The sequence below is a fragment of the Collinsella sp. LCP21S3_C7 genome, assembly GCF_052118485.1.
Classification (GTDB): domain Bacteria; phylum Actinomycetota; class Coriobacteriia; order Coriobacteriales; family Coriobacteriaceae; genus Collinsella.
Genome location: NZ_JBQKHC010000005.1, coordinates 76080 through 100055 on the forward strand (window position 1 = coordinate 76080; position 23976 = coordinate 100055).

The following is a 23976-nucleotide window of genomic DNA, read 5'->3' on the forward strand; positions in this document are numbered from 1 at the left end:
TGTGTTACTGCCCAAAGACCTCTTCGGCGATACGAGCGCTTTCGGCGGCGTCCTTGGCGTAGTAGTCCGCGCCGATCTGCTTGGCGTATTCGGGGGTGAGTACGGCGCCGCCTACGATGATCTTGACACCCGGCACCTCGGCATGAAGCAACTTGATGGTCTCCTCCATAGCGACGACCGTGGTGGTCATAAGCGCCGAGAGGCCGACGAGCTTGATGTCGCGCTCCCGTACGGTCTTGAGCACCTCCTGCGGGTCGACGTCGCGGCCTAGGTCAAAGACGGTATAGCCGTAGTTATCGAGCAGCATCTTGACGATGTTCTTACCGATGTCGTGGATGTCGCCTTTGACGGTGGCCACGCAGATTTTGCCCTTGTCGGCAATCTCGCCGACGGGCATCCGGCGCTTGATGGTGTCAAAACCCACGCGCGCGGCCTCGGCCGAGGCCATGAGCTGCGGCAAGAAGAACTTTCCCTGGTCAAAGAGGACGCCAACCTCGTCGAGGGCGGGGATAAAGTGGTTGTTGATGAGGTCCATGGCGTCGTGGTCTGCCAGCAGACGCTCGGTCTCGGCCGCAATCTCGCCTTTGCGGCCCGAGACGACCATGCGACGAATCGGGTCGTCGTTGCCGTCGGTGCCAGCGGCGGGCACAGTGTCGGTCGATACTGTCTGAGCCGCCGCCGGGTTCGCGGCGATCTTGTACGGATCGGTCCAGCCGGCGTAGCGCTCGATGTATCCGGTCGAGCCCTCGTCCTCAACGCTCAAGACGCGATAACTGTAGACGGTATCCATAAAGCGCTTGGAGCCCGGGTTCATGATGGGGGCGTCCAGGCCCGCGCCGAAGGCGGCAGCCAAAAAGACCGAGCCCAGCAGCGGGCGGGCGGGCAGACCAAAGCTGATGTTCGACACGCCGAGCGCGCATTTGACGCCCAGACGCTCCTTACACAGGGACATGGCGCGCAGGATCTGCTCGGCTTGGCGTTGATTGGTCGAGGCGGTCATGACCAGACAGTCGATGAGGATGCGGTCCGGTCCGATGCCGTAGCGGGCGGCCTCGGCCACGATGCGCTCGGCGATGGCGAAGCGAGCCTCGGCGGTATCGGGAATGCCGCCTTCGTCGAGCGTGAGGCCGACGACGTTGGTGCCGTAATGGGCGACCAGCGGAAAGATCTCATCCATGATCTGCTGCTTGCCATTGACCGAGTTGATGATGGGCTTGCCGGCGTAGCGGCGCACGGCGGCCTCGACGGCTGCGGGGTCGGTGGAGTCGATCTGCAACGGCAGCAGCGTGGAGCCCTGGAGCTGTTCGGTCGCCTGTTGGATGATCTTGACCTCGTCGATCTCGGGCAGGCCCACGTTGACGTCCAGGATGTCGGCGCCTTGCTCCTGCTGACTGATGCCCTGGCTTACGACGTAGTCCAGGTCGCCGTCGCGCAGGGCCTGCTGCAGGCGCTTTTTGCCGGTGGGGTTGATGCGCTCGCCGATGACGGCGATCTTGTGGCCGTCACAGGGAAGGTCCACCACGGTCTGGGCGCTCGTGACCGACATACTGGGCTTGCGGTGGCGCGGGCTGGGCGTGTGGTTGTCGATAAGCGTGCGCAGCGCTGCCATGTGCGCCGGCGTGGTTCCGCAGCAACCGCCCACGACGCTCACGCCGTCGGCGATCATGCCGGCGACGGCCTTGGCGTATTCGGGGGCCTGGATGTCAAAGACGGTGTTACCGTCGTCGTCCACGTGGGGCAGTCCCGCGTTGGCCTGCACCATAACGGGCTTGTCGGTAACGGTGAGCATGCGTGCGGCGAGCCCTCGGAGCTCGGCCGGTCCCTGGCTGCAGTTGATGCCCAGGACGTCGGCGCCGATGGCGTCGAGCGTGATAGCGGCAACCTCGGGACTCGTGCCCAGGAAGGTACGGCCGTCCTCCTCAAAGGTCATGGTGGCAAAGACGGGCAGCTCGGAGTTCTCGCGGCAGGCAAGGACCGCCGCCTTGATCTCGGCAAGATCGGTCATGGTCTCGATAATAAAGAGGTCCACACCCGCGTCGACGCCAGCGCGCACTTCCTCGGCAAAGAGGTCATAGGCCTCGTCGAAGCTGAGGGTACCCAAGGGGCGAAGCAGCGCACCGATGGGGCCGATGTCGCCGGCGACGTAGTGGGCACCGGCCGCGCGGGCGCAGGCGACAGCGGCGGCAAAGACATCTGCCACGGTGGCGGCACCGTCGAGCTTGTGGGCGTTGGCGCCAAAGGTGTTGGCGGTGATCACATCGCAGCCGGCCTCGACATACTGACGCTGAATATCGGTAATGACCTGGGGCTCCTCAAAGTTGAGCAGCTCGGGCAGGGCGCCGGCCTTCATGCCGGCCGCCTGCAGCATGGTGCCCATGCCGCCGTCGAACAGCAGGTGCCCCGTGCCCTCGATGGCGGCGCGCAGGCGATCGTCCTTAATGCAAAGGTCGTCGATCGTGCGCGTCTTGTACGTGGCGCCCTTGCGGCGGGCGGCATCAACGGGCGCCGCCAGCGCGGCGCCGTCCAGATCATGAGTGATAAGCGGAGTAAACATCGGGGGCTCCTAATGGCTGGAATAGCAGGTGGTGTGGGCGGCGCGGAAGCGGCAGTGCTCGCGCATGCGGCAGATATTGCAGGTGGGGCGACTCTGGGCGTCGTGGACCTCGCCGTCAAACAGGCCGATCACCGCGGTCACGCTCTTGGTGGGCATGAGCAGGCTGGTAGGTGTGACGGTAAGCCCGATGAGCCGCGTGGCGTTGAGTGCAGCCACGATTGAACGCTGAGCCGTAAGCGGGCAGTCGCCGTAGCCGGGACTGAAGCGCCAGTTACCGGCGAGTCCGTGTGCGGCGGCCGCAGCCTTGACCTGCTGGTCCATCTGCTCGACGGCAGCTTCCACATAGGCGGAGCACGCGGCATCGAGCACGGCTCCCTCTAGGGGCTGCTGGGCTCCCGTGGTGCGCAGGCGACGCTCGGCGTCCATGCCGAGGGTGCATGCCATGAGCGCGGCAAAGCGGGCGTCTTTGAGATGTCGATAGATATCGCGACCGCGCAGCTCAACGTTGGTTCCAACCAGACGGATGCTGGGCTCTCCCTGCTCGTCCACGCCCATGGCGTCGACGGCAAATACGCGGTGCACGCCACGGGGCTCAATGTCCAGTTCCAAACGTTCAACGACAAGCTCAATACGTCGTGACAGCTCGGGTTCAATCTGCTGGCCGCCGTAACCCAGATACCGCAGCATCTCGGCACGATCGACGCGGGGATGGTGGGCATCATCGATACGGTAGAGCGCCGGCGACGCAAGGTCGGCCGGCACTTCACCAAAAGCTGTATCGATGTGCGGTTTTTCCATTACCCCAGGCGCTCCATAATGGTTGCGGCGATCTCAGGACAATTCATAGTGTATAGGTGTAGACCGTCGGCACCGTGCTCCTTAAGGTCGCAAAGCTGACGGGCGGCATAATCTACACCGGCTGCCTGCAGGCTCTCGGGGTCGTTCTCGTATTTGGCGAGAATCTTGATGACGGGGGAGGGCAGCGACGCGCCGCACATAAAGACCATGCGGCTGATCTGCGACTTGCCCATAAACGGCATGATGCCTGCGGTAATGGGCACAGTGATACCGGCCTTGTCGGCAAGCTCGCGAAAACGGTAGAAGCACTCGTTATCAAAAAAGAGCTGCGTCACAAAGAAGCTCGCGCCGGCGTCCTGTTTTTGCTTGAGGTATTCGACCGAAGCGTTGAGATTCTCACAGGCAATGTGGCCCTCGGGGTAGGCTGCGGCGCCCACGCAAAAGCCGGCGTCGACGAGCTCGGGGATGAGGTCGCGGGCGTAGGCGTAGTCCGAGGCGGGCTTGTCATCCTCGCTCGCGCCGGCGGGAAGATCGCCACGCAGGGCCAGCACATTTTCTACGCCGGCGGAGCGGTATTCGTCGATCTTGGCGGCGATATCGGCATGCGTGCGACCAACGCAGGTGAGGTGCGCCACTGAGGGCGTATCGAATTCGCTCGTAATCATATGCGCGATGGGGGCGGTGGCGGCGCCGTTGCCCGAGCCGCCGGCCGAGCAGGTGACCGAGACAAAGCTCGGCGAAAGCTTGCACAGATTGCCAGCCACCTCGCGAGCCGTGTCGAGGGTAAGCTCGCCCTTGGGCGGGAACATCTCAAACGAAACGGGCGTGGTGCCCTGGGATGCTGCCTGCTTAAAAACCTCGTCGACGCGCATATCGTGCTCCTTTAGATACATTAGCGTGATGTGTTGTAAGGATTCTACAGCACCGCTGCGCTACGGTGGAGTTTTACTCGCCATTTGGAAATATCAATCGAAGATGTTTCGCTATCGGCATTCCCTATAACAGCGTAGCTAATTTGGAGCTTTTTTATCCCATCAACCAGGTACGCAGGGTAGTCTTTTTGGGACGGGGCTTTTTTAGCTACCCAATCCGGCGCCTCCAAAGCTTGAGACCATATTTAAATAGGGCAGCTAAAAAAGCCCCGTCCCAAAAAGACTACCTGTAAACCATGCGGAGAGATCTGCAATTTATACAGTTGATTGACTGTTGAGGGTGGCAACATCGCCGCGATGCGGTAACCTCATTGATTAGTTTCGCGACGGCAACATAACGGTAATGTCGCGGAAACACGGCGAGTCTAAGCTATGACTCGTTCGTTAGTAATCAACACCGCTTCTCACGCGGTGCCGATACGAAGGGAGTTCCGTATGGCTGAACTTACTGACCGCTTCGGGACCATGGTGTTCTCTGAGGAAGTCATGAAGGACTACCTCCCCAAGGACATTTGGAAACGCCTTGCTGCAACCCTCGAGGACGGTGAGCCGCTCGACCTGGATGTGGCCAACGCCGTTGCCCATGCCATGAAGGTTTGGGCCATCTCCAAGGGCGCGACGCACTACGCGCACTGGTTCCAGCCGCTTTCGGGCATTACTTCCGAGAAGCACGACAGCTTCCTCGAACCCAACCACGACGGCACCGCTATTACCAAGTTTACGGGAAAGAACCTCATCCAGGGCGAGCCGGACGCCTCCAGCTTCCCCAACGGCGGCCTGCGTGCCACCTTCGAGGCCCGCGGCTATACCGCTTGGGATCCCACCAGCCCCGCCTTTATCAAGGACGATGTCCTGTGCATCCCCACGGCTTTCTGCTCCTACACGGGCGAGGCCCTGGACAAGAAGACCCCGCTGCTGCGCTCCATGACCGCGCTCTCGCGTGAGTCCAAGCGCGTTTTGGCGCTGTTTGGTAAGACCCCCAAGAAGGTCGTTCCTTCCGTGGGCGATGAGCAGGAGTACTTCCTGATCAAGAAGGACGCTTACCGCAAGCGCAGGGACCTGGTCATCACCGGCCGCACCCTCTTTGGTGCTGCTCCCTGCAAGGGCCAGGAGCTCGAGGAGCACTACTTTGGCGCTATCCGCCCCACCGTCTCGGCCTATATGAAGGACCTGGACGATGAGCTGTGGGCGCTTGGCATTCCCGCCAAGACCAAACACAACGAGGTCGCTCCCTGCCAGCATGAGCTCGCCCCCGTCTATGGCGAGGTCAACGAGGCCATCGACCAGAATCTGGTCATGATGGAGAAGATGAAGCTCATCGCCTCCCGCCACGATTTGGTCTGCCTGCTGCACGAGAAGCCCTTCGAGGGCATCAACGGTTCGGGCAAGCACAATAACTGGTCGCTTGGCACCGAGTCCGAGAATCTGCTCGATCCGGGCGACACCCCGCTCGACAACCTGCAGTTCATCGTCTTCCTCACCGCGGTGATCGAGGCCGTCGATAACTATCAGGAGCTCCTGCGTGCCTCCGTTGCCTCGGCCGGCAACGACCATCGTCTGGGCGCCAACGAGGCTCCTCCGGCGATTATGTCCATCTTCCTGGGCGACCAGCTTACCGAGGTCGTCGAGAAGATCATCGATGGCAAGGCTTCCGTCCATGCCACGCGCGGCGTGCTCGACCTGGGCGCCGATACCCTGCCCAAGCTGATGCAGGACAACACCGACCGCAACCGCACCTCTCCGTTCGCCTTCACCGGCAACAAGTTCGAGTTCCGTGCCTGCGGCTCCGAGCAGAACGTCTCCGACTCCAACCTGGTGCTCGATGCCGCCGTGGCCAAGTCGCTCAAGTCCTTCGCCGACGCACTCGAGGGTACGCCCGAGGATAAGTTCCAGGACGCCGCGCTCGAGTACTGTAAGAAGGTGCTGACCGATCACCAGCGCATCCTGTTCTCCGGCGACGGTTACTCCGACGAGTGGCCCATCGAGGCCGAGAAGCGCGGCCTTGCCAACAACAAGACCACGGCCGACGCTCTTCCCGCCTTTGTTTCCGATAAGGCTATCGCGCTCTTTGAGGAGACGGGCGTCCTGACCAAGGCCGAGGCTCAGTGCCGCTACGACTGCAAGCTCGAGAAGTACAACAAGCTCATGAACATCGAGGCTACCACGATGATTCGCGAGGCACGTCGTACCTATCGTCCGGTCATTACCGCCTATGCCACCAAGGTCGCTAAGGGCCTTGAGACAATTCGTGCCGCCGGTGCTGAGGCCGCAATGCAGTGCGAGCAGAACACGCTCAACAAGCTCTGCAACGGTATCACCGCCATCAACGACTCCATCAAGGCGCTCGACGCCGTGCATCAGAAGGCCGAGGCTCTCGATGGCCAGGAGCAGGCCAATGTGTATGCACACGAGGTCGTTCCCGCTATGGATACGCTGCGTGCCTCCGTGGATGCCATGGAGGAGATCGTGGCCGCCGACTACTGGCCGGTCCCGACCTACGATGACATCCTGTTCTACGTGTAGGGCATAGCCAACATATCGTCACGGTATTAAGCCGGGGTCCGCATCGCGCGGGCCCCGGCTTTTTGATTGCGAAGGACGCTTTGGAGTCCGTTTTGCCGCCGATTTGCCGTGGTCCGCACCCTGTCGGGTTCGAATCCCGGCACATGGGTAGAAAAAAGCCCGTCACCGCGGGGGTAACGGGCTTCTCGTTTCAAATGGTGCCCCCAGCGGGATATCCGCGTGCGGCTGGCGCCGCCCGCCTTCGCTGCGTCGCTTCGCTCCTTGCGTGCTGCGCTGGAAAATGCTTCGCGTTTCCTCAGCTCCGCACCCTGTCGGGTTCGAATCCCGGCATATCGGTAACAAAAAGCCCGCTACTGAATTGGTAACGGGCTTCTCAGATTCTGTGGTGCCCCCAGCGGGATTCGAACCCGCGATATCCACCTTGAAAGGGTGGCGTCCTTGGCCGCTAGACGATGGGGACAGCGGGAAAGAGTATAGCAGACTTTTTTATCCGTTCACATATCGTTGGCAAACTGAAAAACCACCACAAAGATGCCTGTCCCTTTGTGGTGGCGGGGCGTTAGGGGAGGAGCTTCATGGCGGCGTCGTGGGCGGCGTGCTCGTAGGTGTCGTCGAGGGGCTTGAGCGGCAGCAGGGCGGCGGCCTGTGCATCGCCACGGCGCTCGAGGGCATGGGCGATGAGCCAGTCGGCGAGCTCAGGGTTCTTGGGCAGTGCCGGTCCGTGTAGGTACGTGCCGATGACGCCCTTGTAGATGAGGCCCTCAAAGCCGTCGTCGCCGTTGTTGCCGGTGCCCGTGACGACAGATGTTCCGAGCGGCGTGGCCTCTGCATCGAGCAGGGTGCGGCCGCCGTGGTTCTCGAACCCCACAAAGGGCTCGGGTGCCAGGTCGGTCTTGACAGCGACGTTGCCTATCAGGCGGTCGGAGCCGCGCACGGTCTCGGCGGCGATGACACCTAGACCCTCGATGCGATTCTCGCCCATATAGTACGAACGACCGAGCAGCTGATAGCTGCCGCAGATAGCGAGCAACGAGCCGCCGTCCTCAACATATGTCGCAACCTTGTCCTTTTGAGCGAGCAGCTCGTGTGCCACAGCCAACTGATCGCGGTCGGCACCGCCGCCCATCATGACGATGTCGGCGTCGGTAAGATCGAGCGTCTCGCCCATGCGGACCTCGTCCACGCGCGCGGGAATGCCGCGCCAGGCGCAGCGGCGCTCGAGGGCGATGACGTTGCCGCCGTCGCCATAGAGGTTGAGGGCGTCGGGATACAGATAGACGATACGCAGCGGGCGCGGAAGCTCGACCGGCGCAATATCGGTGGGGACGGCGCTGCCATCGGTGCGTGTTACGGCGCAGGAGGCAACCGAGCTCGCATCGGCGTCTTTAAGTCCGTCGAGCTCTTTGACCAGCGGCGGGAATGCCGTGTAATTGGCGACGGCGTAGAAGGTGTCATCGGCTGCCTCATCTGCCACGGCGCCGATCGCCTGCTCGATATTCGAGATGATGGCGGCGTCGATGCCGGCGTACTTCAGGCGCACCTGCATGTCGTGCGCGCGCGTACCCCCGGCAAAGGCGACAAGCCCTGGGGTATCGGCGATGCGCTCGAAGTCGACGTCGTAGATCCACGAGACATCGTGGCCGTCGGCGTCGTTGTCATTCAGGAAGAAGGCGCAGAGCCTGCCGCCTGCCGTTTTAATGGACTGGATCTGGCGATCGAAGCCCACGGGATTTTTGGCCAGGTTTGCCTCGACGGTACGGCCGGCAATCTCCCAGCGGCCCATGCGTCCGCCGGCGGGGACGTAGGCATCGAGCGTGGGCTGCAGATGCGCTGCGTCCACGCCCAACTCGCGCGCCGCAAAGAAGGCGGCGGCAACGTTGTAGACCATGTACAGGCCGTTGTAGCGTGTGGCGATGTGCGTTGCGGGCGCTTTTGCCTCGGGTCCAAAGGTCAGGTCAAAGCCGTAGCCGTCGCAGCCGAGCTCAACGCCTGTCACGCGACGGACCAGCGCGGGGCGACCCCAACCGCACGAAGGACAATGATAGGCGCCGAGCTGGCCGTACTGCACATAGTCGTACTCCAGCGGCGCGTTGCATTGCGAGCAAAAACGCGAGTCGCTAATGCGATCGGACTCGGTGCCCGTGGCGCCGTCGATGCCAAAGGCGATGCTCATATTGGGGACGCGTGCGGCGATCGAGGCGCAGAGCGGGTCGTCGGCGTTATAGATGAGCGTCGTTGCCGGCGAAAGCTCCAACGCGTGGGCTATGACGTCCTGGGTGTGGTCGATCTCGCCGTAGCGGTCCAGCTGGTCGCGGAACAGGTTGAGCAGCACAAAGTAGGTCGGCTTGAGCTTGGGCAAGACGCGCACCGTGTAGAGCTCGTCGCACTCAAAGACGCCTACGCGCTTGCCGCTGGCGGCACGCTTAAGATCGCTGCGGCCCTCGAGCAGGGCACCCACCACGCCCGGCTCCATGTTGTTGCCGGCGCGGTTGCATACCACGGTGGCGCCGCTGGCGGCAACGGCGTCGGCGATGAGGTTGGAGGTGGTGGTCTTACCGTTGGTGCCGGTGACCACCACGCTGCGGTCGACAAGGCTCGCGAGGTCGCTTAGCAGCTCGGGGTCGATCTTCATGGCGATGCGGCCGGGGAGTACGCCGCCCTGGCGCTTAAGGATGGAGCGCAGCCCCCAGCGGGCGATATCGCTCGAAGTGCAGGCGAGAGATGAGCGGAAGTTCATGAAGCCGTTCCTAACGTGAATGACATGGTCGTGGCGATCGTGCCGTTAAAAGCCATAACGGCGCGCAAATTCCTGGGCAAGCTGCGATACGTCTTCGCAAGCGTTGGCCCAGGGGGCAAAGTCGGGAGTATCCGAGATGATACCGTCGGCCTCCCAAACTGCCTGGTGCGAAAGGTCCCAGGGGTCGTGCGGCTCGGGCCGGCAGGGAAGGTACGGCGTCTGATACATGGGGTTCAGCAAAAAGAACGCGCCGCCCTCGCAGCGGTTGGCAAACTCACGCAGGGCGCGTGTCGCCGGGCGCATCTTGTTTGTTTTGAACAGCAGGATCGTGCGGGCGAGTAGGTACCAGGGGGAGTTCTCGAGGGCATCGGCCCCCATCTGCTCCTCGAGCTGGTGGGCCAGGGCAAAAAAGCCGTCCTCGTCTTCCAGACGAGCGAGGGCGAGTAGCACGGTGCCAGCAGCTCGGGTGGGATAGCCTTCCGCCTTAAGAACACGGCGAGAATAGTTGACGGCAGCACGGTAGCGAGCGCTCGCCATGCACAGCTGCGAGATGGCCTCGAGCGTGTGGAGCCACCCGATAAGCGCCGGCTCGCTCACGGTGAGATCGGCCGCCGTCACGCCGTCTGCCAGCACCTTGTTGGTCCAGTAGTGCGGGGCCTCCATATCGAATCCGGGCACGCTTTGCCGTAAGTAATCGGCTGTGGTCGCCTCGAGCTTCATCAGGTCGCCCAGGCAGGCGTCGACGGGCGTGTCCGCCAAAATGATGGCAAGCAGATGGGCATCGAAGACATACGCATCGACGCGGACGATCTTGAGCAGCTCATCGCGCATATCGTCGAACAGGCGGTTGCGCGTCTGCTCAAACTCCTCATCGCTGCCCATATCCTCGATACGATGGAGCTCGTCGAGCAGGTGGCGGTGAACACCGGCATAGGAAAGCAGTGCCTGGGCATGCTCGGTCTGCGCATACTTATGAGGGTTGACGCTCACGTCGTTATGGACAAGATCGCGCGCTGCATCGGTGAGTTCGGGGTGCGACGCAACGTAGGCGCGCTCCAGGTAGGCGGGGATGTAGACGCTCGGATCCATTAGAGGTCTCCTCCCTTAAACGGCAAGCCCTGCTCGGCCGCCCGCAGGATGCGCTCGTCAATCTGGGAACGCACGATATCGTTGGTGGCGACCCAGGCGGCAAAGCTGGCGTTGTCGGGGGCGCCCAAGCCCTCCTGCAGTACCGGCGTCGCTTCGGACAGCGCAAGGACAAGCTCGTCGGTGGAGCCCACGCCCACGTTGACGCGGGCATAGACGCCATCGGGAAACTCGGTTTGAAAGTAAAGCGCCTCGGCTGCGTGCGGGCACGAGCGCGCAAGGATGCGCAAGTAGTGTTCGGCGCCCTCGTAGTCCAGCTCGCGCCAGGCAGCGCTCATCAGCGCGATGAGCGTCCACGGGTCTAAGTCGCGCTCCGCGTCCTTGGGACGACGGCGCAGCGGCGTGTTGGCGAGATAGGGGACGGAGTGGGCAGAGCGAAAGCGTTTGAGCTCCTCGGCGGGGTATTCGAGTTTTGCCATGGCGAGCATCGCAGTGTGGCGGACACCGGCCGGATCGTTGGGGGCAAAGTCCAGGCTGCGGTCTGCGGTTTCGAGCGACAGGCGGTAACGGCCGCTAATGAGGGCGCGCGACGCAAGGGCGGCAAGCCAGCGCAGGTAGGGGCGGCGTGTAAGGTCGCCTGCGGCCTCGCGCTCGTAGGGGTCCTGCGCCGAGGCGATCTTGAGTGCCAGGTCGTGCTCGACTTCATCGCACTTGGATATCAAGTACTGTACGTACTCCTCGTTGGAGTTAGCGGTGAGGGCGGTCAACATGCGCTGAGCGTCCCAGTTGGTCGGGTCGAGCGCGGCTGCCTCGCGAAGCATGTTTTCGGCAGCGGTCTCTTCTTGCTCTGCCTGGGTATCGTCAGGGATAAAGGGAATGCGGTAGTCGACAGCCTCGACTACCTTGGCAATCAGATGTCCGGCGCGGTCGCGGTCGTGCACGATGAGCGGCGCGGGGTTGCGGGTGAATTGTTCCATCAGACGCTCTACGGCAGGGCCGTCGGTGAGCGGGATATTGTCGCGGCGCAAGGCCTCAAGAACGAGGCGATGGCAATCTTCTTGAATGGGATCGAATGCCATGGGGCCTCCTTTGCTGCGGTTAGGGTTCAAATGTCTCTATATAAGGTTCTAGTTTACCCGCATGAGGCACATTGGGAGTGCCGCACTTGGACATGCACCTTTGCACCACGAAGACGGATGTCGCACAAATGTCGGCACCTTGGACGACCGAGTGGTATCACGGTGCCGCAAACGGTCGATTTTTGGCGGCGAACGGTGTGTCTTTTGGAGGGGCACAGTCCTGCCCTGGATATGTGGTCAACCTTGATAAAACGTTTGCCCAGCTTGGGAGTATGAATGCCGCATAAGGGTCTTCAGGGATAGAAAAAACGTTTCATCATTGTCGACTTTCGGTAAATAACTGACCAACCAGAACGGTAAAATAATATTTGTCTGAGCGTTGAGACGTTTAGACATCGCGCATTGTCATCGCCGGCAACGCGCAAAACGGTCCTAACGGAGCCAATCGGGTGCTCCGTTATATACGCAAGTCTAAGAGGGGCTTGTTTAGGAGGCACAGTATGGGACGTTTTACCAATCCTCGCGATCTGTACTTTGGTGAGGGCGCTCGCCACGAGGTGAAGAACCTCAAGGGCAGCAAGGCCATCATCGTGACCGGCGGCGGCTCCATGCGCCGCGGCGGTTTTTTGCAGGACATCGAGGCCGACCTCAAGGAGGCCGGTTTCGAGGTCAAGCTGTTCGAGGGCGTCGAGTCCGATCCGTCCGTCGAGACGGTCATGAAGGGCGCCGAGGCCATGACCGAGTTCCAGCCCGACTGGATTATCGCCATTGGCGGTGGCTCGCCCATCGATGCCGCTAAGGCTATGTGGCTGTTCTACGAGTATCCCGAGGAGACCTTCGAGGAGGCAGTCGTCCCGTTCTCCTTCCCGGAGCTCCGTCAGAAGGCTCACTTCTGCGCCATCTCCTCTACCTCCGGCACCGCTACCGAGGTCACCGCGTTCTCCGTCATCACCGACTACGCCAAGGGCATCAAGTACCCGCTGGCCGACTTCAACATCACCCCTGATGTCGCCATCGTCGACCCCGAGCTCACCTACACCATGCCCGCCAAGCTGTGCGCTCACACCGGTATGGACGCTCTGACTCACGCCATCGAGGCCTACGTCTCCACCGCTGGTTCCATGTACACCGACGCCAACGCCCTGCATGCTATCCGCGAGATCGTCGAGTGGCTGCCCAAGTCCTATCAGGGCGATCATGAGGCCCGCCAGCACATGCACGACGCCCAGTGCATCGCCGGCATCGCCTTCTCCTCGGGTCTGCTGGGCATTGTCCACTCCATGGCTCACAAGACCGGTGCCGCCTTTGAGGGCGACCACATCATCCACGGTTGCGCCAACGCCATGTACCTGGGCAAGGTCATCCAGTTCAACGCCAAGGACGCTCGCGCCAAGAGCCGCTACGCCTTCATCGCCAAGGAGATCCTGCACCTCGCCGGCGAGACCGAGGACGAGCTGGTCGAGGCTCTGGTCCAGGAGATTCGCGACCTCAACGACAAGCTCGACATCCCGCAGGGCATCAAGAACTACGGTGCCAAGGGCGTGAAGGCCGACGAGTCCATCATCGATTACGATGAGTTCGAGGCTAAGAAGCACGACGTTGCCGCCAACGCCATCCTCGACGCCTGCACGGGCTCCAACCCGCGCCAGCCGTCTCAGGAGGAGATGGAGCAGCTGCTCGAGTGCGTCTACACCGACACCCCGGTCACGTTCTAATCGGCACACATTGTTCTGATAAGGGTCTCGCGCTCTGTGCGCGGGACCCTTTTTCTATGGTGCAATCTAACCTGTCCTCAATGCGCCAAGTTGCCACAAGGGGACAGGTGGCTTTGCACCAATCGTTGTTTGATGAAGGGCGGATTCTCGTATGGCGCTTCCTATGGTTTATGGCGGTCCCGGCCGGTATGTTCAGGGGCCGGGCGAACTTTCGCGTCAGGGCAGATACCTGTCGTGGTTGGGATGCTCCGCCTATGTCCTGTTTGACCAAGGCACCGAGGACCGGCTGCGCAAGCAGATCGTCGATGGATTTCTGGATGAAGATCTAAGCGAGCCGTTCTTTAAGATTTATGACGGTCCGTGTACGGAAGAGGCCGTTGTCGAAATGGCTAAGGAAGCCCAGGCTGAGTATTGCGACATGGTGGTGGGTATTGGCGGCGGCAAGATGCTCGATATCGCCAAGGCCGTTGCGTTTTATGCCGAGTTGCCGTTGTGCGTATGCCCCACGGCGGCTTCGATGGACGGCCCGTGCAGCGCGATTTCGGTGCTGTATCACGAGGATGGGTCGTTCGACCGCTATCTGATGCTCGAAAAGAATCCAGATTTGGTTGTGGTCGATACCGGCGTGGTCGCGGCGGCTCCGCTGCGTATGACGGTCGCTGGTATGGGCGACGCGCTGGCAACGTATTTCGAGGCTCGTTCGTGCGCCGCGGCGCACGGCGCCAACGAGCACGGTGGCGCGCCGGGACACTTGGCCTTGGTTGCGGCTCGTGCCTGCTATGACACGCTTATGGAGTTTGGTGTCGCTGCCAAGCGCGATCTTAAAAAGGGTCGTATATCGCCGGCGGTTGAGCGCCTGATCGAGTGCAATATCCTACTCTCGGGCGTCGGCTTTGAGAGCGGTGGCCTAGCGCTTGCCCATGCTATCGCCAACGGCCTGACGATTCTGCCCGAGTGCAAGGCCATGCACGGTGAGGCCGTGGCATTTGGCCTGGTGGTGCAGCTTCGTTTGGAGCGCGCGCCCGAGCTTGATCAGGTGCTCGAGTTTTGCCAGCGCGTTGGTCTGCCGACGACACTCGAGGAGCTGGGCCTTGGTGAGATTTCCGATGCCGACCTGCTGAGCGTTGCGGACGCAACTTTTAAGAACGAGCGCAATATGGCTAACGAACAGGCCAAGGTGACCAAACAAAAGCTCGTGCAGCTCATGTGCGAGGCATAGCTTGGCGCTTGATTGACCTTGTGCAATCGAGGCGGCGATAGGCCATAGGCTATTTGTCTCAATGATGCGCCGCATGTAATTTGCCCGAGGCGTGGGCCGATGGCGTATCATTATCTCTTGCTTGTTTGCACTGCTCAGGGAGGGGCCGCGCATGGCGCAGGAACACGATCTGTTTGATGACATTATCGAGATCAGCAAGGGTTTCGACTTTCTTAAAAACCCGCTTGGCGGTGTGACCGATGCGCTCGATCCGTCGGCGCCGCAGTGGAATCCCGCCGACTACAAGGAGCGTCCGCGCGGCAACACCATTCCGTGCCTGACCTGCAAAAACGAAAAGAGTGGCTGCTCCGCGTGCATGGATGTGTGCCCGGTCAACGCTATCGAGGTCGAGGAAGACTCCATCGAGATTCTCGACTCCTGCCGCAAGTGCGGCCTGTGCGCCGCTGCCTGTCCGACCGAGGCAATCTTCTCGCCGCGCCTGGCGCCCAAAAACCTGTATGACGACATTGTCTCGGCGGCAACGAGCCACGAGACCGCCTACGTCACCTGCACGCGCGCCCTCAAGCGCATGCCGCGCGAGAACGAGGTCGTCGTTGCCTGCGTGGGCGATATTACGGCCGAGACCTGGTTCTCGGTACTGGCGGACTATCCCAACGTGAGTGTGTACCTGCCCCTGGGCGTGTGCGATAAATGCCGCAACACCGGCGGCGAGGATATCCTGGGCGAAGCGATTGCGAAGGCTGAGGAGTGGTCTGGCACGGGTATGGGCCTGGAGGTCGACCCCAAGAGCCTCAAGTGCCATAAGCTTCGCGAGTACGAGCGCAAGGAGTACATGGAAAAGATTGCCCGCACGACGGGTCTGACGGTGACCAAGCTCAACCCGGCGACGGCGGCGCTGGCCTCGGTGACGCAGAAGTTGAAGGCCCATCGCCATCAGATTACCCAGCTGGAGCGCACGCTCAACACCATGTGCGGCACCACGACGGCAAAGCGTCGCCGTTCGCTCACGCATGGGCGGCAGCTGGTGCTTTCGACACTGCAGAACCATCCCGAGCTTGCCCAGAACATGCAGGTGAGCACGCCGGAGTGCGATTTTGACAAGTGCACGTCGTGTGGCGAGTGCGTCAATGTATGCCCCACGTTCGCCTGCGATTTGGTGGGAAGCGGCCGCTTCGCGTTGGAGTCCACATATTGCTTGGGCTGCGGCGCCTGTGTCAAGGTTTGTCCCGAACATGCGCTCAAGCTGGTCGAACACGATGCGTCCAACTTGGTTGTCGTCGACCCCGAAGCCGAGGAAAAGGCCGCTCAGAAGGCCAAAGCCCACGAAGAGGCCCAAAAGGTAAAAGCCGAGGCGAAGGCCAAGCTCGACAAGATGCTCGACCAGGTGGAGAAGCTCGCGGACTAGCCAGCTACCCCAATCTCTGCTTCATTTGCGCCGCCGCGGTGTCCGGATTCGCCCGGATGCTGTGGCGGCGCTATACTTATACAGTTTGAAGTACCTGTACCAAAAGGAGCTGTCGTGTCCCTTTCCATCGGTATCGTGGGCCTGCCCAACGTGGGCAAGTCGACGCTGTTCACCGCGCTTACCAAAAAGACCGGCCTTGCCGCCAACTACCCGTTCGCCACGATCGACCCCAACGTGGGTATCGTCGATGTGCCCGATAGCCGCCTGCAAAAGCTCGCCGACATTGTCAACCCTGGCCGCATTGTGCCGGCTACGGTCGAGTTTGTCGACATCGCGGGCCTGGTGAAGGGTGCCAACGAGGGCGAGGGCCTGGGCAACCAGTTCTTGGCAAACATTCGCGAGACCGACGCTATCTGCGAGGTCGTGCGCTATTTTAAGGATCCCAACGTCATGCGTGAGGTGGGTCGCACGGGCGAGTTCGTCGATCCCGCCGGCGATGCCGACACCATCATGACCGAGCTTATCCTGGCCGACATGGGCACGCTCGAAAAGCAGCTGCCTAAGCTCGAGAAGGAGGCTAAGCGCGACAAGGAGCTCATGCCCAAGTTTGAGGTCGCCAAGCGCCTGCTCGCCTGGCTCAACGAGGGCAAGCGCGCCGCGTCCATGGAGATGACCGACGAGGAGCGCGCCGCTGCCAAGGGCCTGTTCCTACTCACCATGAAGCCCATCTTGTATGTGGCCAACGTGGACGAGGACATGCTCAACGAGGACCTGGCGCCCATCGATGGCGTCAAGCCACTGCCGATCTGCGCCAAGATCGAGGCCGAGCTTTCCGAGCTCGATCCCGAGGATGCGGCCGACTACCTGGAGAGCCTGGGCCTGGAGCAGCCCGGCCTGGACGTGCTCGCGCAGGCAGCCTACAAGCTGCTCGGTCTGCAGTCGTTCTTTACGGCTGGTGAGATGGAGGTCAAGGCCTGGACGGTGCGTCAGGGCGCGACCGCCCCGCAGGCCGCCGGTGTCATCCATACCGACTTTGAGCGCGGCTTTATTAAGGCCGAGGTCATTGGCTATGACGACTACATCGAGCTCGGTGGCGAGCAAGGCGCCAAGGCTGCAGGCAAGCTGCGCATCGAGGGCAAAGAGTATGTCATGGCCGATGGCGACGTCGTGCACTTCCGCTTTAACGTGTAAGGACGGCGAGCATGTTTAAATATGGAAAAAAAGCTGGCTACATGGGCATCGCGCTGCTGGTGCTTGCAGTGCTTCCGCTGGTGGTCGCAGCGTTTGTAATCCCCAACATTGGTCCCGAGGTGGCAACAAAGTTTAATGCCGCCGGTGAGGTGACGCGCTGGGGCAAGAGCTACGAGCTGCTGGCATTGCCGGTGCTCAACCTGCTGCTGAGCGTGGCGACGTACTTTACGGCGGGACGCCAGGCAAAGAACAATGAGGACTCCGCCGCCATGGCGCGCATCGTGTGCGAGCGCTACCTGCGAAACGGCTGCATCACGGGCGTATTCCTCAACGTAATTAACGTCTACTTTATGTATTCGGCGATTACCGGCACAGGCTTTGGCCTGGGCTTTTAGCTTGCGCCTTTAGGCAACGAGCCTGCAAGCATATTCGATGGCTGCTGCGAGGCCGCCGCTCGATCGTGGTTGAAAGACCACATCGGCGGCGGCCTCGTTTTCGTATCCGGCACCGCGAAGGCAGAGCGCGATACCGGCTTCCAAGAGAAGGGGCAGGCCACACTGGCTGGTTGCGATTACGGCGGCCTGATTGAGTGAGCAGCCGTGCGCTTGGCATTGGATGGCAAGTTCACCTTGCGCCGGGCAAGGGACCAAAACGGCGGCGACGCGACTTGATAGCAATGCAAATGCTGTGCGCTCATCGGGCGAAAGGCATTCTGCTTCAACGACGACGAGCTTGGGAGGTGCGCTGTTTGTGCGAAGCGTGGCTCGGTACATGCGGACCGAAGAACCCGACATAGAAAACTCCTGTATATTGGGCAAAACGTAAACTATAGTTTACGTTTTTGTTTTGCTCCATTTCAAACTCGTCTGCATGAACGAACATGCGAAACAGATTCTTGGCGAGCGAGTCGAGCGGACGCGCAAGGCCCTTGGTATCTCCAAGGTCGATTTTTGCGTGGCGGTTGGAATCAGCCGACCTTATCTCGATCAAATCGAAAGCGGAACGGCAAACAGCACGCTCGAGATTTTATTTAAACTTGCGCCCGCGCTTGGCATGACGGTGTCAGAGCTTCTCGAGGGCATTGAGTAGGCGTTTTTGCCAGATTTGTCGTTTGCTGAACGGGTCCCCCCGACGGCGGCGTGCAAAAACCCGAGTATTCAGCATCCCTCAATAAATTGACAGCAACCGAAGGCGCAAATACGATGCTTGCTGTTTTGGATTATCCACAAAATTCATTATTATGAGGAATAATAGAAGCGTGGGACGAGCCTATCGAACCGAAAAGCGATTTACAGCTAGCGGTTTTAACGTTTCCGGAAGGGGCGGGTGCTGAAAACTCCGCTTTTTGCACGTTCCGAGAGGTACCACGTGCCCTACAAGGCCCAAAGAGGCGGATTTTGTTTTAGCTACACCATCGGGATGCGGTCATGGTTGACTTGGCTGTAGAACAGGCGCTGAATCTCGGCCGCATCACGTGACTGGCCGAGCGCCCACATGGTCTTGGCCACGAGCGTTTCGGTGGTCATATCGTCGCCGCGCAAAATACCCGGATGGTCGGCGTAGGCACGGCCGACCTCATAAACACCCAGATCGAGGCCCTCTTCGGGGACCTGTGTGGTCATAACGACGGTGCGACCCGAATCGACCCAGCGGAAAATCGCCTCCTGGAATGACTCGCCGGACTCGCCAAACTCGGGAATACCGCCAATGCCAAAGGTCTCCAGAATTACGGCGTCGTAGCTATCGGTCAGGGCGTCCAATATGCCTGGATTCACGCCGGGCGTGAGCTTAAGGACAAACACGCGCGGGTCGATACTGTCGTAGAAACGAACCGGGCTCTCATTCTGGTGGGTGCCGTGGAGCCCGTTGCGCACGATGCGGTCGTTGCGGATGTAGGCAATGGGCGGATAGTTGACGCTGATGAACGCGTTAAAGCTCATGGTGCGCTGCTTGCGGGCGCGCGTGCCGGCGATGGCCACACCGCCAAACACGATTGAGACGTCGTGCGAATGCTCGTCGAGCGCATAGAGCAGGCTCTGGTACAGATTGAGCTTGGCATCGGTAAAGGGGTTGCCCATGGGCTTTTGCGAGCCGGTGAGCACGATGGGCTTGGGGCTGTCCTGAATCAGGTAAGAAAGCGCCGCCGCGGTGTAGCTCATGGTGTCGGTGCCGTGCAGAATCACGAAGCCGTCGTGGTCAGCATAACCCTCGACGATGACGTCGCGGATACGCATCCAGTCACTCGGACGCATATTGGTGCTGTCGATGTTCATGGGCTGCACGACGTCGAGCTCGCAGAGGCCCGAGATCTCGGGGACGCTCTGGGCGAGCTCCTCACCGGTCAGGGCGGGAGAGAGGCCGTTGCCGTCCTCGGTCGATGCAATGGTGCCGCCCGTGGCGATGAGAAGGATGCGCTTCATGTTGGTGTTCCTATCGTATTTGCCGCCCCAGAGGCGGAGTCGTTCGGCAGTATTGTGGCACAGGGCGTCCAATGTTCAAACGTATTACATCATCTGTAACGTTTGGTAACACTTCAATTGCCGTCAAATAGGGGCCCAGGTCGTGCGTTTGCCGTGCGCTGATGGCTGCGAGGGACGAGAAACCCCATATAACGTGTACACTATGAAAGTTATTCTCGTTTATTCGCGCGGGTGGGCATCGGCTCCCCGCCAACAAGAGGGGGAAACCATGGATCAAAAGGCTTCCGCAAAGGTCCTCGTACTCGACTTTGGTGCGCAGTACGGTCAGCTCATTGCCCGTCGCGTCCGCGACCTCAACGTGTATTCCGAGATTGTTCCCTGCGACATCTCGGCCGATGAGATTCGCGAGATGAACGCCTCTGCGCTCATCCTTTCCGGCGGCCCGGCCTCCGTGTATGCCGAGGACGCTCCGTCCATCGATCCTGCCATCTTTGACCTGGGCCTTCCCGTCCTGGGCTTCTGCTACGGCCATCAGATCACGGCCGTGACGCTCGGCGGCAAGGTCGGCCACTCAGAGGTGGGCGAGTACGGCCGCGCCACTATTACGCGCACTGCCGGCGCCAAGCTCTTTAACTCCACGCCCATGCAGCAAACCGTGTGGATGAGCCACCGCGACGCCGTGTCCGAGGTGCCCGAGGGCTTTACCGTTACCGCCAGCACCGACGTGTGCCCGGTTGCCGCCATGGAGTGCCCCGAGCGCAAGATTTTCACCACGCAGTTCCACCCCGAGGTCAAGCACTCCGAGTACGGTCAGCAGCTGCTGAGCAACTTCCTGTTTGAGATCTGCGGCCTGGAGCCCAATTGGAGCATGGACAACCTGGTCGAGACCATGACGGCCGAGTTCCGCGAGAAGGTCGGCGACGACCGCGTGATTCTGGCCCTGTCCGGTGGCGTCGACTCCTCCGTCGTGGCTGCGCTGGGCGCTCGCGCCGTGGGCAAGCAGATGACCTGTGTGTTCATCAACCACGGCCTGCTGCGCAAGGGCGAGCCCGAGCAGGTGGAGGAGGTCTTCACCAAGCAGTTCGATGTCGACTTTATCCACGTTCACGCCGAGGACCGTTATGCCGAGCTTCTGGCCGGCGTGACCGAGCCCGAGGAGAAGCGCCGCATCATCGGCACTCAGTTCTGGAAAGAGTTCTTCGCCGTGGCGCAGCAGCTCGAGACCGATGGCAAGCCGGTCAAGTACCTGGCTCAGGGCACCATCTACCCCGACATCATCGAGTCCGGCGCTCGCAAGACGGGCGGCAAGACGGCCACCATCAAGAGCCATCACAACCTGATCCCGTTCCCGGAGGGCGTACACTTCGACCTCATTGAGCCGCTTGATCACTTCTTTAAGGACGAGGTCCGCGCGCTTGGTCTGGCACTGGGCCTGCCGGGTCATATCGTGTTCCGTCAGCCTTTCCCGGGCCCGGGTCTGGCCATCCGCATTATCGGTGCGGTCGACAAGGAGAAGCTCGAGATCCTCAAAAACGCCGATGCCATCGTGCGCGAGGAGCTGGATGCCTACAACCAGCGCCTGTTTGAGCAGACCGGCGAGCGCAACTCTGAGCACAGCTGCTGGCAGTATTTCGCGGTCCTGCCCGACATCAAGTCTGTTGGCGTTATGGGCGACGAGCGCACCTATCAGCGCCCGATCATCCTGCGTGCCGTCGAATCCAGTGATGCCATGACCGCCGACTGGGCCAAGCTGCCCTACGATGTGCTGGCCCGCATTTCCGGCCGCATCGTGGCCGAGGTTCCCGGCGCCAACCGCGTGTGCTACGACATTACGTCCAAGCCGCCCGCGACCATCGAGTGGGAGTAGGCTGATAGGGTTCTGACCTGCACTTTTGAGTGCCGTACTGTGCCGCTGAGTTTCGTTTCGTACGAGAGTCATGGCAAAGCCGTCAGCGACGGCGGTGAGTAAATACGAAAATTGAGCCTCCGTTCCCGTGCTGGGACGGAGGCTTTTTCTTTGCCTTTTTACTCCCTTTCACCTGCGATTTTGCTATTTACTCCCCGTATTTCAAGACGGCAAAGTATGGGGCGGTATTCGGAGGAATGGGAGTAAGAATTTATCCCAAGTGAGTAGACGTGCGATTTTTGTCCCCGATAACGAAAAGGGGCCGTTTTAGGTCCTTTGAAACTCAAATCGAACTCAATCGGCTTTTCGGCGGTCTCTGCACGGCGTTTCCCCAGGTGGTTAATGGGGAGTAAAGAATCTCGCCATCTCAATGAAAACGGGAGTAACCAGGGGAAATGCCGCGGCGTACTGCTGTGTGCTGCCGTGTAAGCCACCGCGTCATTTACTCCCCGTTTACGCTTGAAATGCCTTGGCATGCAATGGAGAGTAAAAACTCAGCATACGCAGGTGCGAGCGGAGCTCACCGACTATCCTGGCGCCCTGATTCGGTTTTAGTGGTAGCGAAATGCGGAGAGCTGCTACAGCGAGGCTTTCCAGTCCTCGTACTCGGCGGCGTCGATCTCGCCGTTCTCGAGCCGTGCGCGCTTCTCGGCCCACAGCTGGATCGCCATCGCCGCTTTGGGCGCGTGAGGCGCCTTGGGGTTCAGAGAGAGCCCCGTGCCGTCGGCTGCGGGCACGATGCCGAATGAGTCCTCGAGCCGCACGAGCAGCGATATGAGGTCGCCCGCGGTTTCGACGCCGTAATCCTTGAGGGCGTTGACGGATACGCCTAGTGCTGCGGCGATGGATTCGAGCAGCTCGGGCTTCACGGCGCGGATGCCGCTCTCGTAGTGGCGCACGGCCCCCTCGGTCAGGCCGACCGCCTCGGCAAGCTGCGCTTGCGTCATGCCGCGCGACTTGCGGTACCGCCTTATGTTCTCGCCTACGGACATGCGCCCTCCTCCTGGAATTACGTACCCGCACATCTTACCAGCGTACGCAAATGTACGCAATTCTATTGACAGTACAGATATGTACGTTTACTCTGAATCTGTAAACCGTACGTATCTGTACGCTAATGACAGGAGGAGCCATGGACGAGAAGGTGGCAAAGACGCCGAGACCGCACATGCTGGATGCGGACGAGGTTGCGGAGCTGCTGAGGATCAAGAAAGGCAGCGCCTACGAGGTGATCAGGAAGATAAACGCCGAGCAGGAGGCGCGCGGGCGCGTGGTTATCCGCGGACGCGTTCGAAGTGACGTCTTCGACGCCCTGTACTTCCCGGAGGTGGACTGACATGCCGGTGTACAAGGACGACAGCAACGGCACGTTCTTCGTGCAGTGCTACTACCGCGACGCCCGCGGCTCGAAGCGCCACAAGACAAAGCGCGGCTTCTCCTCCGAGGTGGAGGCGGCCGTATGGGAAAGCCAGTTCAAGAGCCTTAACGGCGGGGCCATGGACATGACGTTTTCCGAGTTCGTTGAGGTGTACGCCTCCGAGGTGAAGCCTCGCATACGTGAGCATACGTGGATCACCAAGGAGCACATCATCAACGACAAGCTCGTGCCGTTCTTTGGGGATATGCGCATGTGCGATGTGAGGCCGATCGACGTTATTAGGTGGCAGAACGAGCTTACTGAACACCGGGACGCCGACGGTAAGCCCTGGGCGCCGACGTACCTGCGCACGGTGAACAACCAACTCAACGCCATCTTCAACCACGCCGAGCGCTACTACGGGCTCACCGACAACCCGGTGCGAAGGGTCGACAAGATGGGCTCGAAGAAGGGCGGCGAGATGCAGTTCTGGACCAAGGACGAGTACCTGAGGTTCAGCGAGGCCGTCATGGACAAGCCGCTCTCGTTCCACGCCTTCGAGCTGCTCTACTGGACGGGCATCCGCTGCGGCGAGCTTCTGGCGCTCACTCCGTCCGACTTCATGCTGGAGAGTTCGCGTCTGCGCATCAACAAGTCGTACCAAAGCCTCCACGGCGTAGACACCGTGACCGATCCCAAGACGCCCAAGTCGGTGCGCACGATCGTCATGCCCGCCTTCCTGCGCGACGAGATGGCGGACTTCATCGAGCTACGAGACGACGTCGCCCCCGACGAGCGCCTGTTCGCCGTTACCAAGCACTTCCTGGCCCACGAGATGGAACGAGGGTGCAAGGCGTCTGGCGTGAAACGCATCCGCATACACGACATACGCCACAGCCACGTGAGCCTGCTGATCGAGATGGGCTTCTCCGCGCTGGCCATCGCCGAGCGCATGGGCCACGAGGCGGTGGACATCACCTACCGATACGCGCACCTGTTCCCCACGAAGCAGGACGAGATGGCCGCCGCCCTTGACGGGGCGAGGGGATAAGAA

At 60.9% G+C, this 23976-nt stretch carries 19 protein-coding genes and 1 tRNA gene; 10 read left to right on the plus strand and 10 right to left on the minus strand.

Features of this window, described 5'->3' with window-relative positions; all coding sequences use genetic code 11:
* Positions 1-4: 4 nt before the first annotated feature.
* Genes ACTQ1E_RS03640 through ACTQ1E_RS03650 form a run of 3 tightly spaced genes read right to left on the minus strand, consistent with a single transcriptional unit; the run spans position 5 to position 4224 of the window.
* The gene (locus ACTQ1E_RS03640; protein ID WP_441564795.1) at positions 5-2554 is read right to left on the minus strand and encodes a homocysteine S-methyltransferase family protein; all 2550 of its coding nucleotides are present in this window, start codon (positions 2552-2554) and stop codon (positions 5-7) included.
* 9 nt (positions 2555-2563) lie between these two features.
* Entirely contained in the window at positions 2564-3352 is a 789-nt protein-coding gene (locus ACTQ1E_RS03645; RefSeq protein ID WP_441564797.1) for a hypothetical protein, read from the minus strand.
* Positions 3352-4224: a methylenetetrahydrofolate reductase gene (locus ACTQ1E_RS03650; protein WP_441564799.1), complete on the minus strand. Its 873-nt coding sequence runs from the start codon at positions 4222-4224 to the stop codon at positions 3352-3354. The genes ACTQ1E_RS03645 and ACTQ1E_RS03650 overlap by 1 nt, the downstream gene beginning before the upstream one ends.
* Positions 4225-4719: 495 nt before the next feature.
* Between ACTQ1E_RS03650 and ACTQ1E_RS03655 the strand changes: the two genes are divergently transcribed.
* Positions 4720-6807 carry a glutamine synthetase III family protein gene (locus ACTQ1E_RS03655; RefSeq protein ID WP_154517961.1) on the plus strand — a complete coding sequence of 696 codons (2088 nt, stop codon included), beginning with the start codon at positions 4720-4722 and terminating at the stop codon, positions 6805-6807.
* A gap of 383 nt (positions 6808-7190) precedes the next feature.
* On the opposite strand, the gene ACTQ1E_RS03660 is transcribed toward ACTQ1E_RS03655, so the two are convergent.
* The 4 genes from ACTQ1E_RS03660 to ACTQ1E_RS03675 all read right to left on the minus strand — a co-directional run bounded on the left by ACTQ1E_RS03660 (position 7191) and on the right by ACTQ1E_RS03675 (position 11709).
* A tRNA-Glu gene (locus ACTQ1E_RS03660) sits at positions 7191-7267 on the minus strand.
* 99 nt (positions 7268-7366) lie between these two features.
* Positions 7367-9544: a MurT ligase domain-containing protein gene (locus ACTQ1E_RS03665; RefSeq protein ID WP_441564801.1), complete on the minus strand. Its 2178-nt coding sequence runs from the start codon at positions 9542-9544 to the stop codon at positions 7367-7369.
* Between the two features lie 45 nt (positions 9545-9589).
* Positions 9590-10633, minus strand: coding sequence for a hypothetical protein (locus ACTQ1E_RS03670; RefSeq protein WP_441564803.1), 1044 nt, complete (start codon positions 10631-10633; stop codon positions 9590-9592).
* Positions 10633-11709, minus strand: a complete 1077-nt coding sequence (locus ACTQ1E_RS03675; protein ID WP_441564805.1) for a hypothetical protein — start codon at positions 11707-11709, stop codon at positions 10633-10635. Before ACTQ1E_RS03675 ends, ACTQ1E_RS03670 begins: the two co-directional genes overlap by 1 nt.
* A 500-nt stretch (positions 11710-12209) precedes the next feature.
* Between ACTQ1E_RS03675 and ACTQ1E_RS03680 the strand changes: the two genes are divergently transcribed.
* The 5 genes from ACTQ1E_RS03680 to ACTQ1E_RS03700 all read left to right on the plus strand — a co-directional run bounded on the left by ACTQ1E_RS03680 (position 12210) and on the right by ACTQ1E_RS03700 (position 17634).
* On the plus strand, positions 12210-13424 hold the full coding sequence (locus ACTQ1E_RS03680) for an iron-containing alcohol dehydrogenase (protein ID WP_441564807.1): 1215 nt from the start codon (positions 12210-12212) through the stop codon (positions 13422-13424).
* A gap of 151 nt (positions 13425-13575) precedes the next feature.
* The gene (locus ACTQ1E_RS03685) at positions 13576-14643 is read left to right on the plus strand and encodes a glycerol dehydrogenase (protein WP_441564809.1); all 1068 of its coding nucleotides are present in this window, start codon (positions 13576-13578) and stop codon (positions 14641-14643) included.
* Positions 14644-14794: 151 nt separating this feature from the next.
* Positions 14795-16048, plus strand: coding sequence for a 4Fe-4S binding protein (locus ACTQ1E_RS03690; protein WP_441564811.1), 1254 nt, complete (start codon positions 14795-14797; stop codon positions 16046-16048).
* Positions 16049-16162: 114 nt separating this feature from the next.
* On the plus strand, positions 16163-17239 hold the full coding sequence (gene ychF / locus ACTQ1E_RS03695) for a redox-regulated ATPase YchF (protein ID WP_089572784.1): 1077 nt from the start codon (positions 16163-16165) through the stop codon (positions 17237-17239).
* Between the two features lie 11 nt (positions 17240-17250).
* Positions 17251-17634 (plus strand): DUF1648 domain-containing protein, encoded by a 384-nt coding sequence (locus ACTQ1E_RS03700; protein ID WP_427719441.1) that lies wholly within the window; start codon positions 17251-17253, stop codon positions 17632-17634.
* Positions 17635-17643: 9 nt separating this feature from the next.
* Here the strand turns inward: ACTQ1E_RS03700 and ACTQ1E_RS03705 are convergent, their stop codons facing one another.
* On the minus strand, positions 17644-18033 hold the full coding sequence (locus ACTQ1E_RS03705) for a hypothetical protein (RefSeq protein ID WP_195838610.1): 390 nt from the start codon (positions 18031-18033) through the stop codon (positions 17644-17646).
* Positions 18034-18109: 76 nt separating this feature from the next.
* Between ACTQ1E_RS03705 and ACTQ1E_RS03710 the strand changes: the two genes are divergently transcribed.
* Entirely contained in the window at positions 18110-18328 is a 219-nt protein-coding gene (locus ACTQ1E_RS03710; protein ID WP_427719445.1) for a helix-turn-helix domain-containing protein, read from the plus strand.
* 317 nt (positions 18329-18645) lie between these two features.
* Here the strand turns inward: ACTQ1E_RS03710 and ACTQ1E_RS03715 are convergent, their stop codons facing one another.
* On the minus strand, positions 18646-19659 hold the full coding sequence (locus tag ACTQ1E_RS03715) for an asparaginase (protein WP_154517941.1): 1014 nt from the start codon (positions 19657-19659) through the stop codon (positions 18646-18648).
* Positions 19660-19927: 268 nt separating this feature from the next.
* On the opposite strand from ACTQ1E_RS03715, the gene guaA reads away from it, so the two are divergent.
* Entirely contained in the window at positions 19928-21526 is a 1599-nt protein-coding gene (gene guaA, locus ACTQ1E_RS03720) for a glutamine-hydrolyzing GMP synthase (protein WP_441016455.1), read from the plus strand.
* Between the two features lie 617 nt (positions 21527-22143).
* Here the strand turns inward: guaA and ACTQ1E_RS03725 are convergent.
* Positions 22144-22557, minus strand: coding sequence for a helix-turn-helix domain-containing protein (locus ACTQ1E_RS03725; RefSeq protein ID WP_169277778.1), 414 nt, complete (start codon positions 22555-22557; stop codon positions 22144-22146).
* 140 nt (positions 22558-22697) lie between these two features.
* Here ACTQ1E_RS03725 and ACTQ1E_RS03730 point away from each other — a divergent pair, with 140 nt between their 5' ends.
* Together ACTQ1E_RS03730 and ACTQ1E_RS03735 are read left to right on the plus strand one after the other, a co-directional pair.
* Complete coding sequence (locus tag ACTQ1E_RS03730; RefSeq protein ID WP_006681531.1) at positions 22698-22901, plus strand: hypothetical protein; 204 nt, start codon at positions 22698-22700, stop codon at positions 22899-22901.
* A 1-nt stretch (position 22902) separates the two neighbouring features.
* Entirely contained in the window at positions 22903-23973 is a 1071-nt protein-coding gene (locus ACTQ1E_RS03735; protein ID WP_441068039.1) for a tyrosine-type recombinase/integrase, read from the plus strand.
* Positions 23974-23976 lie beyond the last annotated feature (3 nt).

What these genes read in the sequence shown, in the direction of transcription:
- ACTQ1E_RS03640 (WP_441564795.1), bottom strand. Translation starts at nt 2,554, where the DNA reads ATGTTTACTCCGCTTATCACTCATGATCTGGACGGCGCCGCGCTGGCG.
- ACTQ1E_RS03675 (WP_441564805.1), bottom strand. Translation starts at nt 11,709, where the DNA reads ATGGCATTCGATCCCATTCAAGAAGATTGCCATCGCCTCGTTCTTGAG.
- ACTQ1E_RS03690 (WP_441564811.1), top strand. Translation starts at nt 14,795, where the DNA reads ATGGCGCAGGAACACGATCTGTTTGATGACATTATCGAGATCAGCAAG.
- ACTQ1E_RS03700 (WP_427719441.1), top strand. Translation starts at nt 17,251, where the DNA reads ATGTTTAAATATGGAAAAAAAGCTGGCTACATGGGCATCGCGCTGCTG.
- ACTQ1E_RS03655 (WP_154517961.1), top strand. Translation starts at nt 4,720, where the DNA reads ATGGCTGAACTTACTGACCGCTTCGGGACCATGGTGTTCTCTGAGGAA.
- ACTQ1E_RS03710 (WP_427719445.1), top strand. Translation starts at nt 18,110, where the DNA reads ATGAACGAACATGCGAAACAGATTCTTGGCGAGCGAGTCGAGCGGACG.
- ACTQ1E_RS03730 (WP_006681531.1), top strand. Translation starts at nt 22,698, where the DNA reads ATGGACGAGAAGGTGGCAAAGACGCCGAGACCGCACATGCTGGATGCG.
- ACTQ1E_RS03670 (WP_441564803.1), bottom strand. Translation starts at nt 10,633, where the DNA reads ATGGATCCGAGCGTCTACATCCCCGCCTACCTGGAGCGCGCCTACGTT.
- ACTQ1E_RS03735 (WP_441068039.1), top strand. Translation starts at nt 22,903, where the DNA reads ATGCCGGTGTACAAGGACGACAGCAACGGCACGTTCTTCGTGCAGTGC.
- ACTQ1E_RS03705 (WP_195838610.1), bottom strand. Translation starts at nt 18,033, where the DNA reads ATGTCGGGTTCTTCGGTCCGCATGTACCGAGCCACGCTTCGCACAAAC.
- ACTQ1E_RS03665 (WP_441564801.1), bottom strand. Translation starts at nt 9,544, where the DNA reads ATGAACTTCCGCTCATCTCTCGCCTGCACTTCGAGCGATATCGCCCGC.
- ACTQ1E_RS03650 (WP_441564799.1), bottom strand. Translation starts at nt 4,224, where the DNA reads ATGCGCGTCGACGAGGTTTTTAAGCAGGCAGCATCCCAGGGCACCACG.
- ACTQ1E_RS03725 (WP_169277778.1), bottom strand. Translation starts at nt 22,557, where the DNA reads ATGTCCGTAGGCGAGAACATAAGGCGGTACCGCAAGTCGCGCGGCATG.
- ACTQ1E_RS03685 (WP_441564809.1), top strand. Translation starts at nt 13,576, where the DNA reads ATGGCGCTTCCTATGGTTTATGGCGGTCCCGGCCGGTATGTTCAGGGG.
- guaA (WP_441016455.1), top strand. Translation starts at nt 19,928, where the DNA reads ATGGATCAAAAGGCTTCCGCAAAGGTCCTCGTACTCGACTTTGGTGCG.
- ACTQ1E_RS03715 (WP_154517941.1), bottom strand. Translation starts at nt 19,659, where the DNA reads ATGAAGCGCATCCTTCTCATCGCCACGGGCGGCACCATTGCATCGACC.
- ACTQ1E_RS03645 (WP_441564797.1), bottom strand. Translation starts at nt 3,352, where the DNA reads ATGGAAAAACCGCACATCGATACAGCTTTTGGTGAAGTGCCGGCCGAC.
- ACTQ1E_RS03680 (WP_441564807.1), top strand. Translation starts at nt 12,210, where the DNA reads ATGGGACGTTTTACCAATCCTCGCGATCTGTACTTTGGTGAGGGCGCT.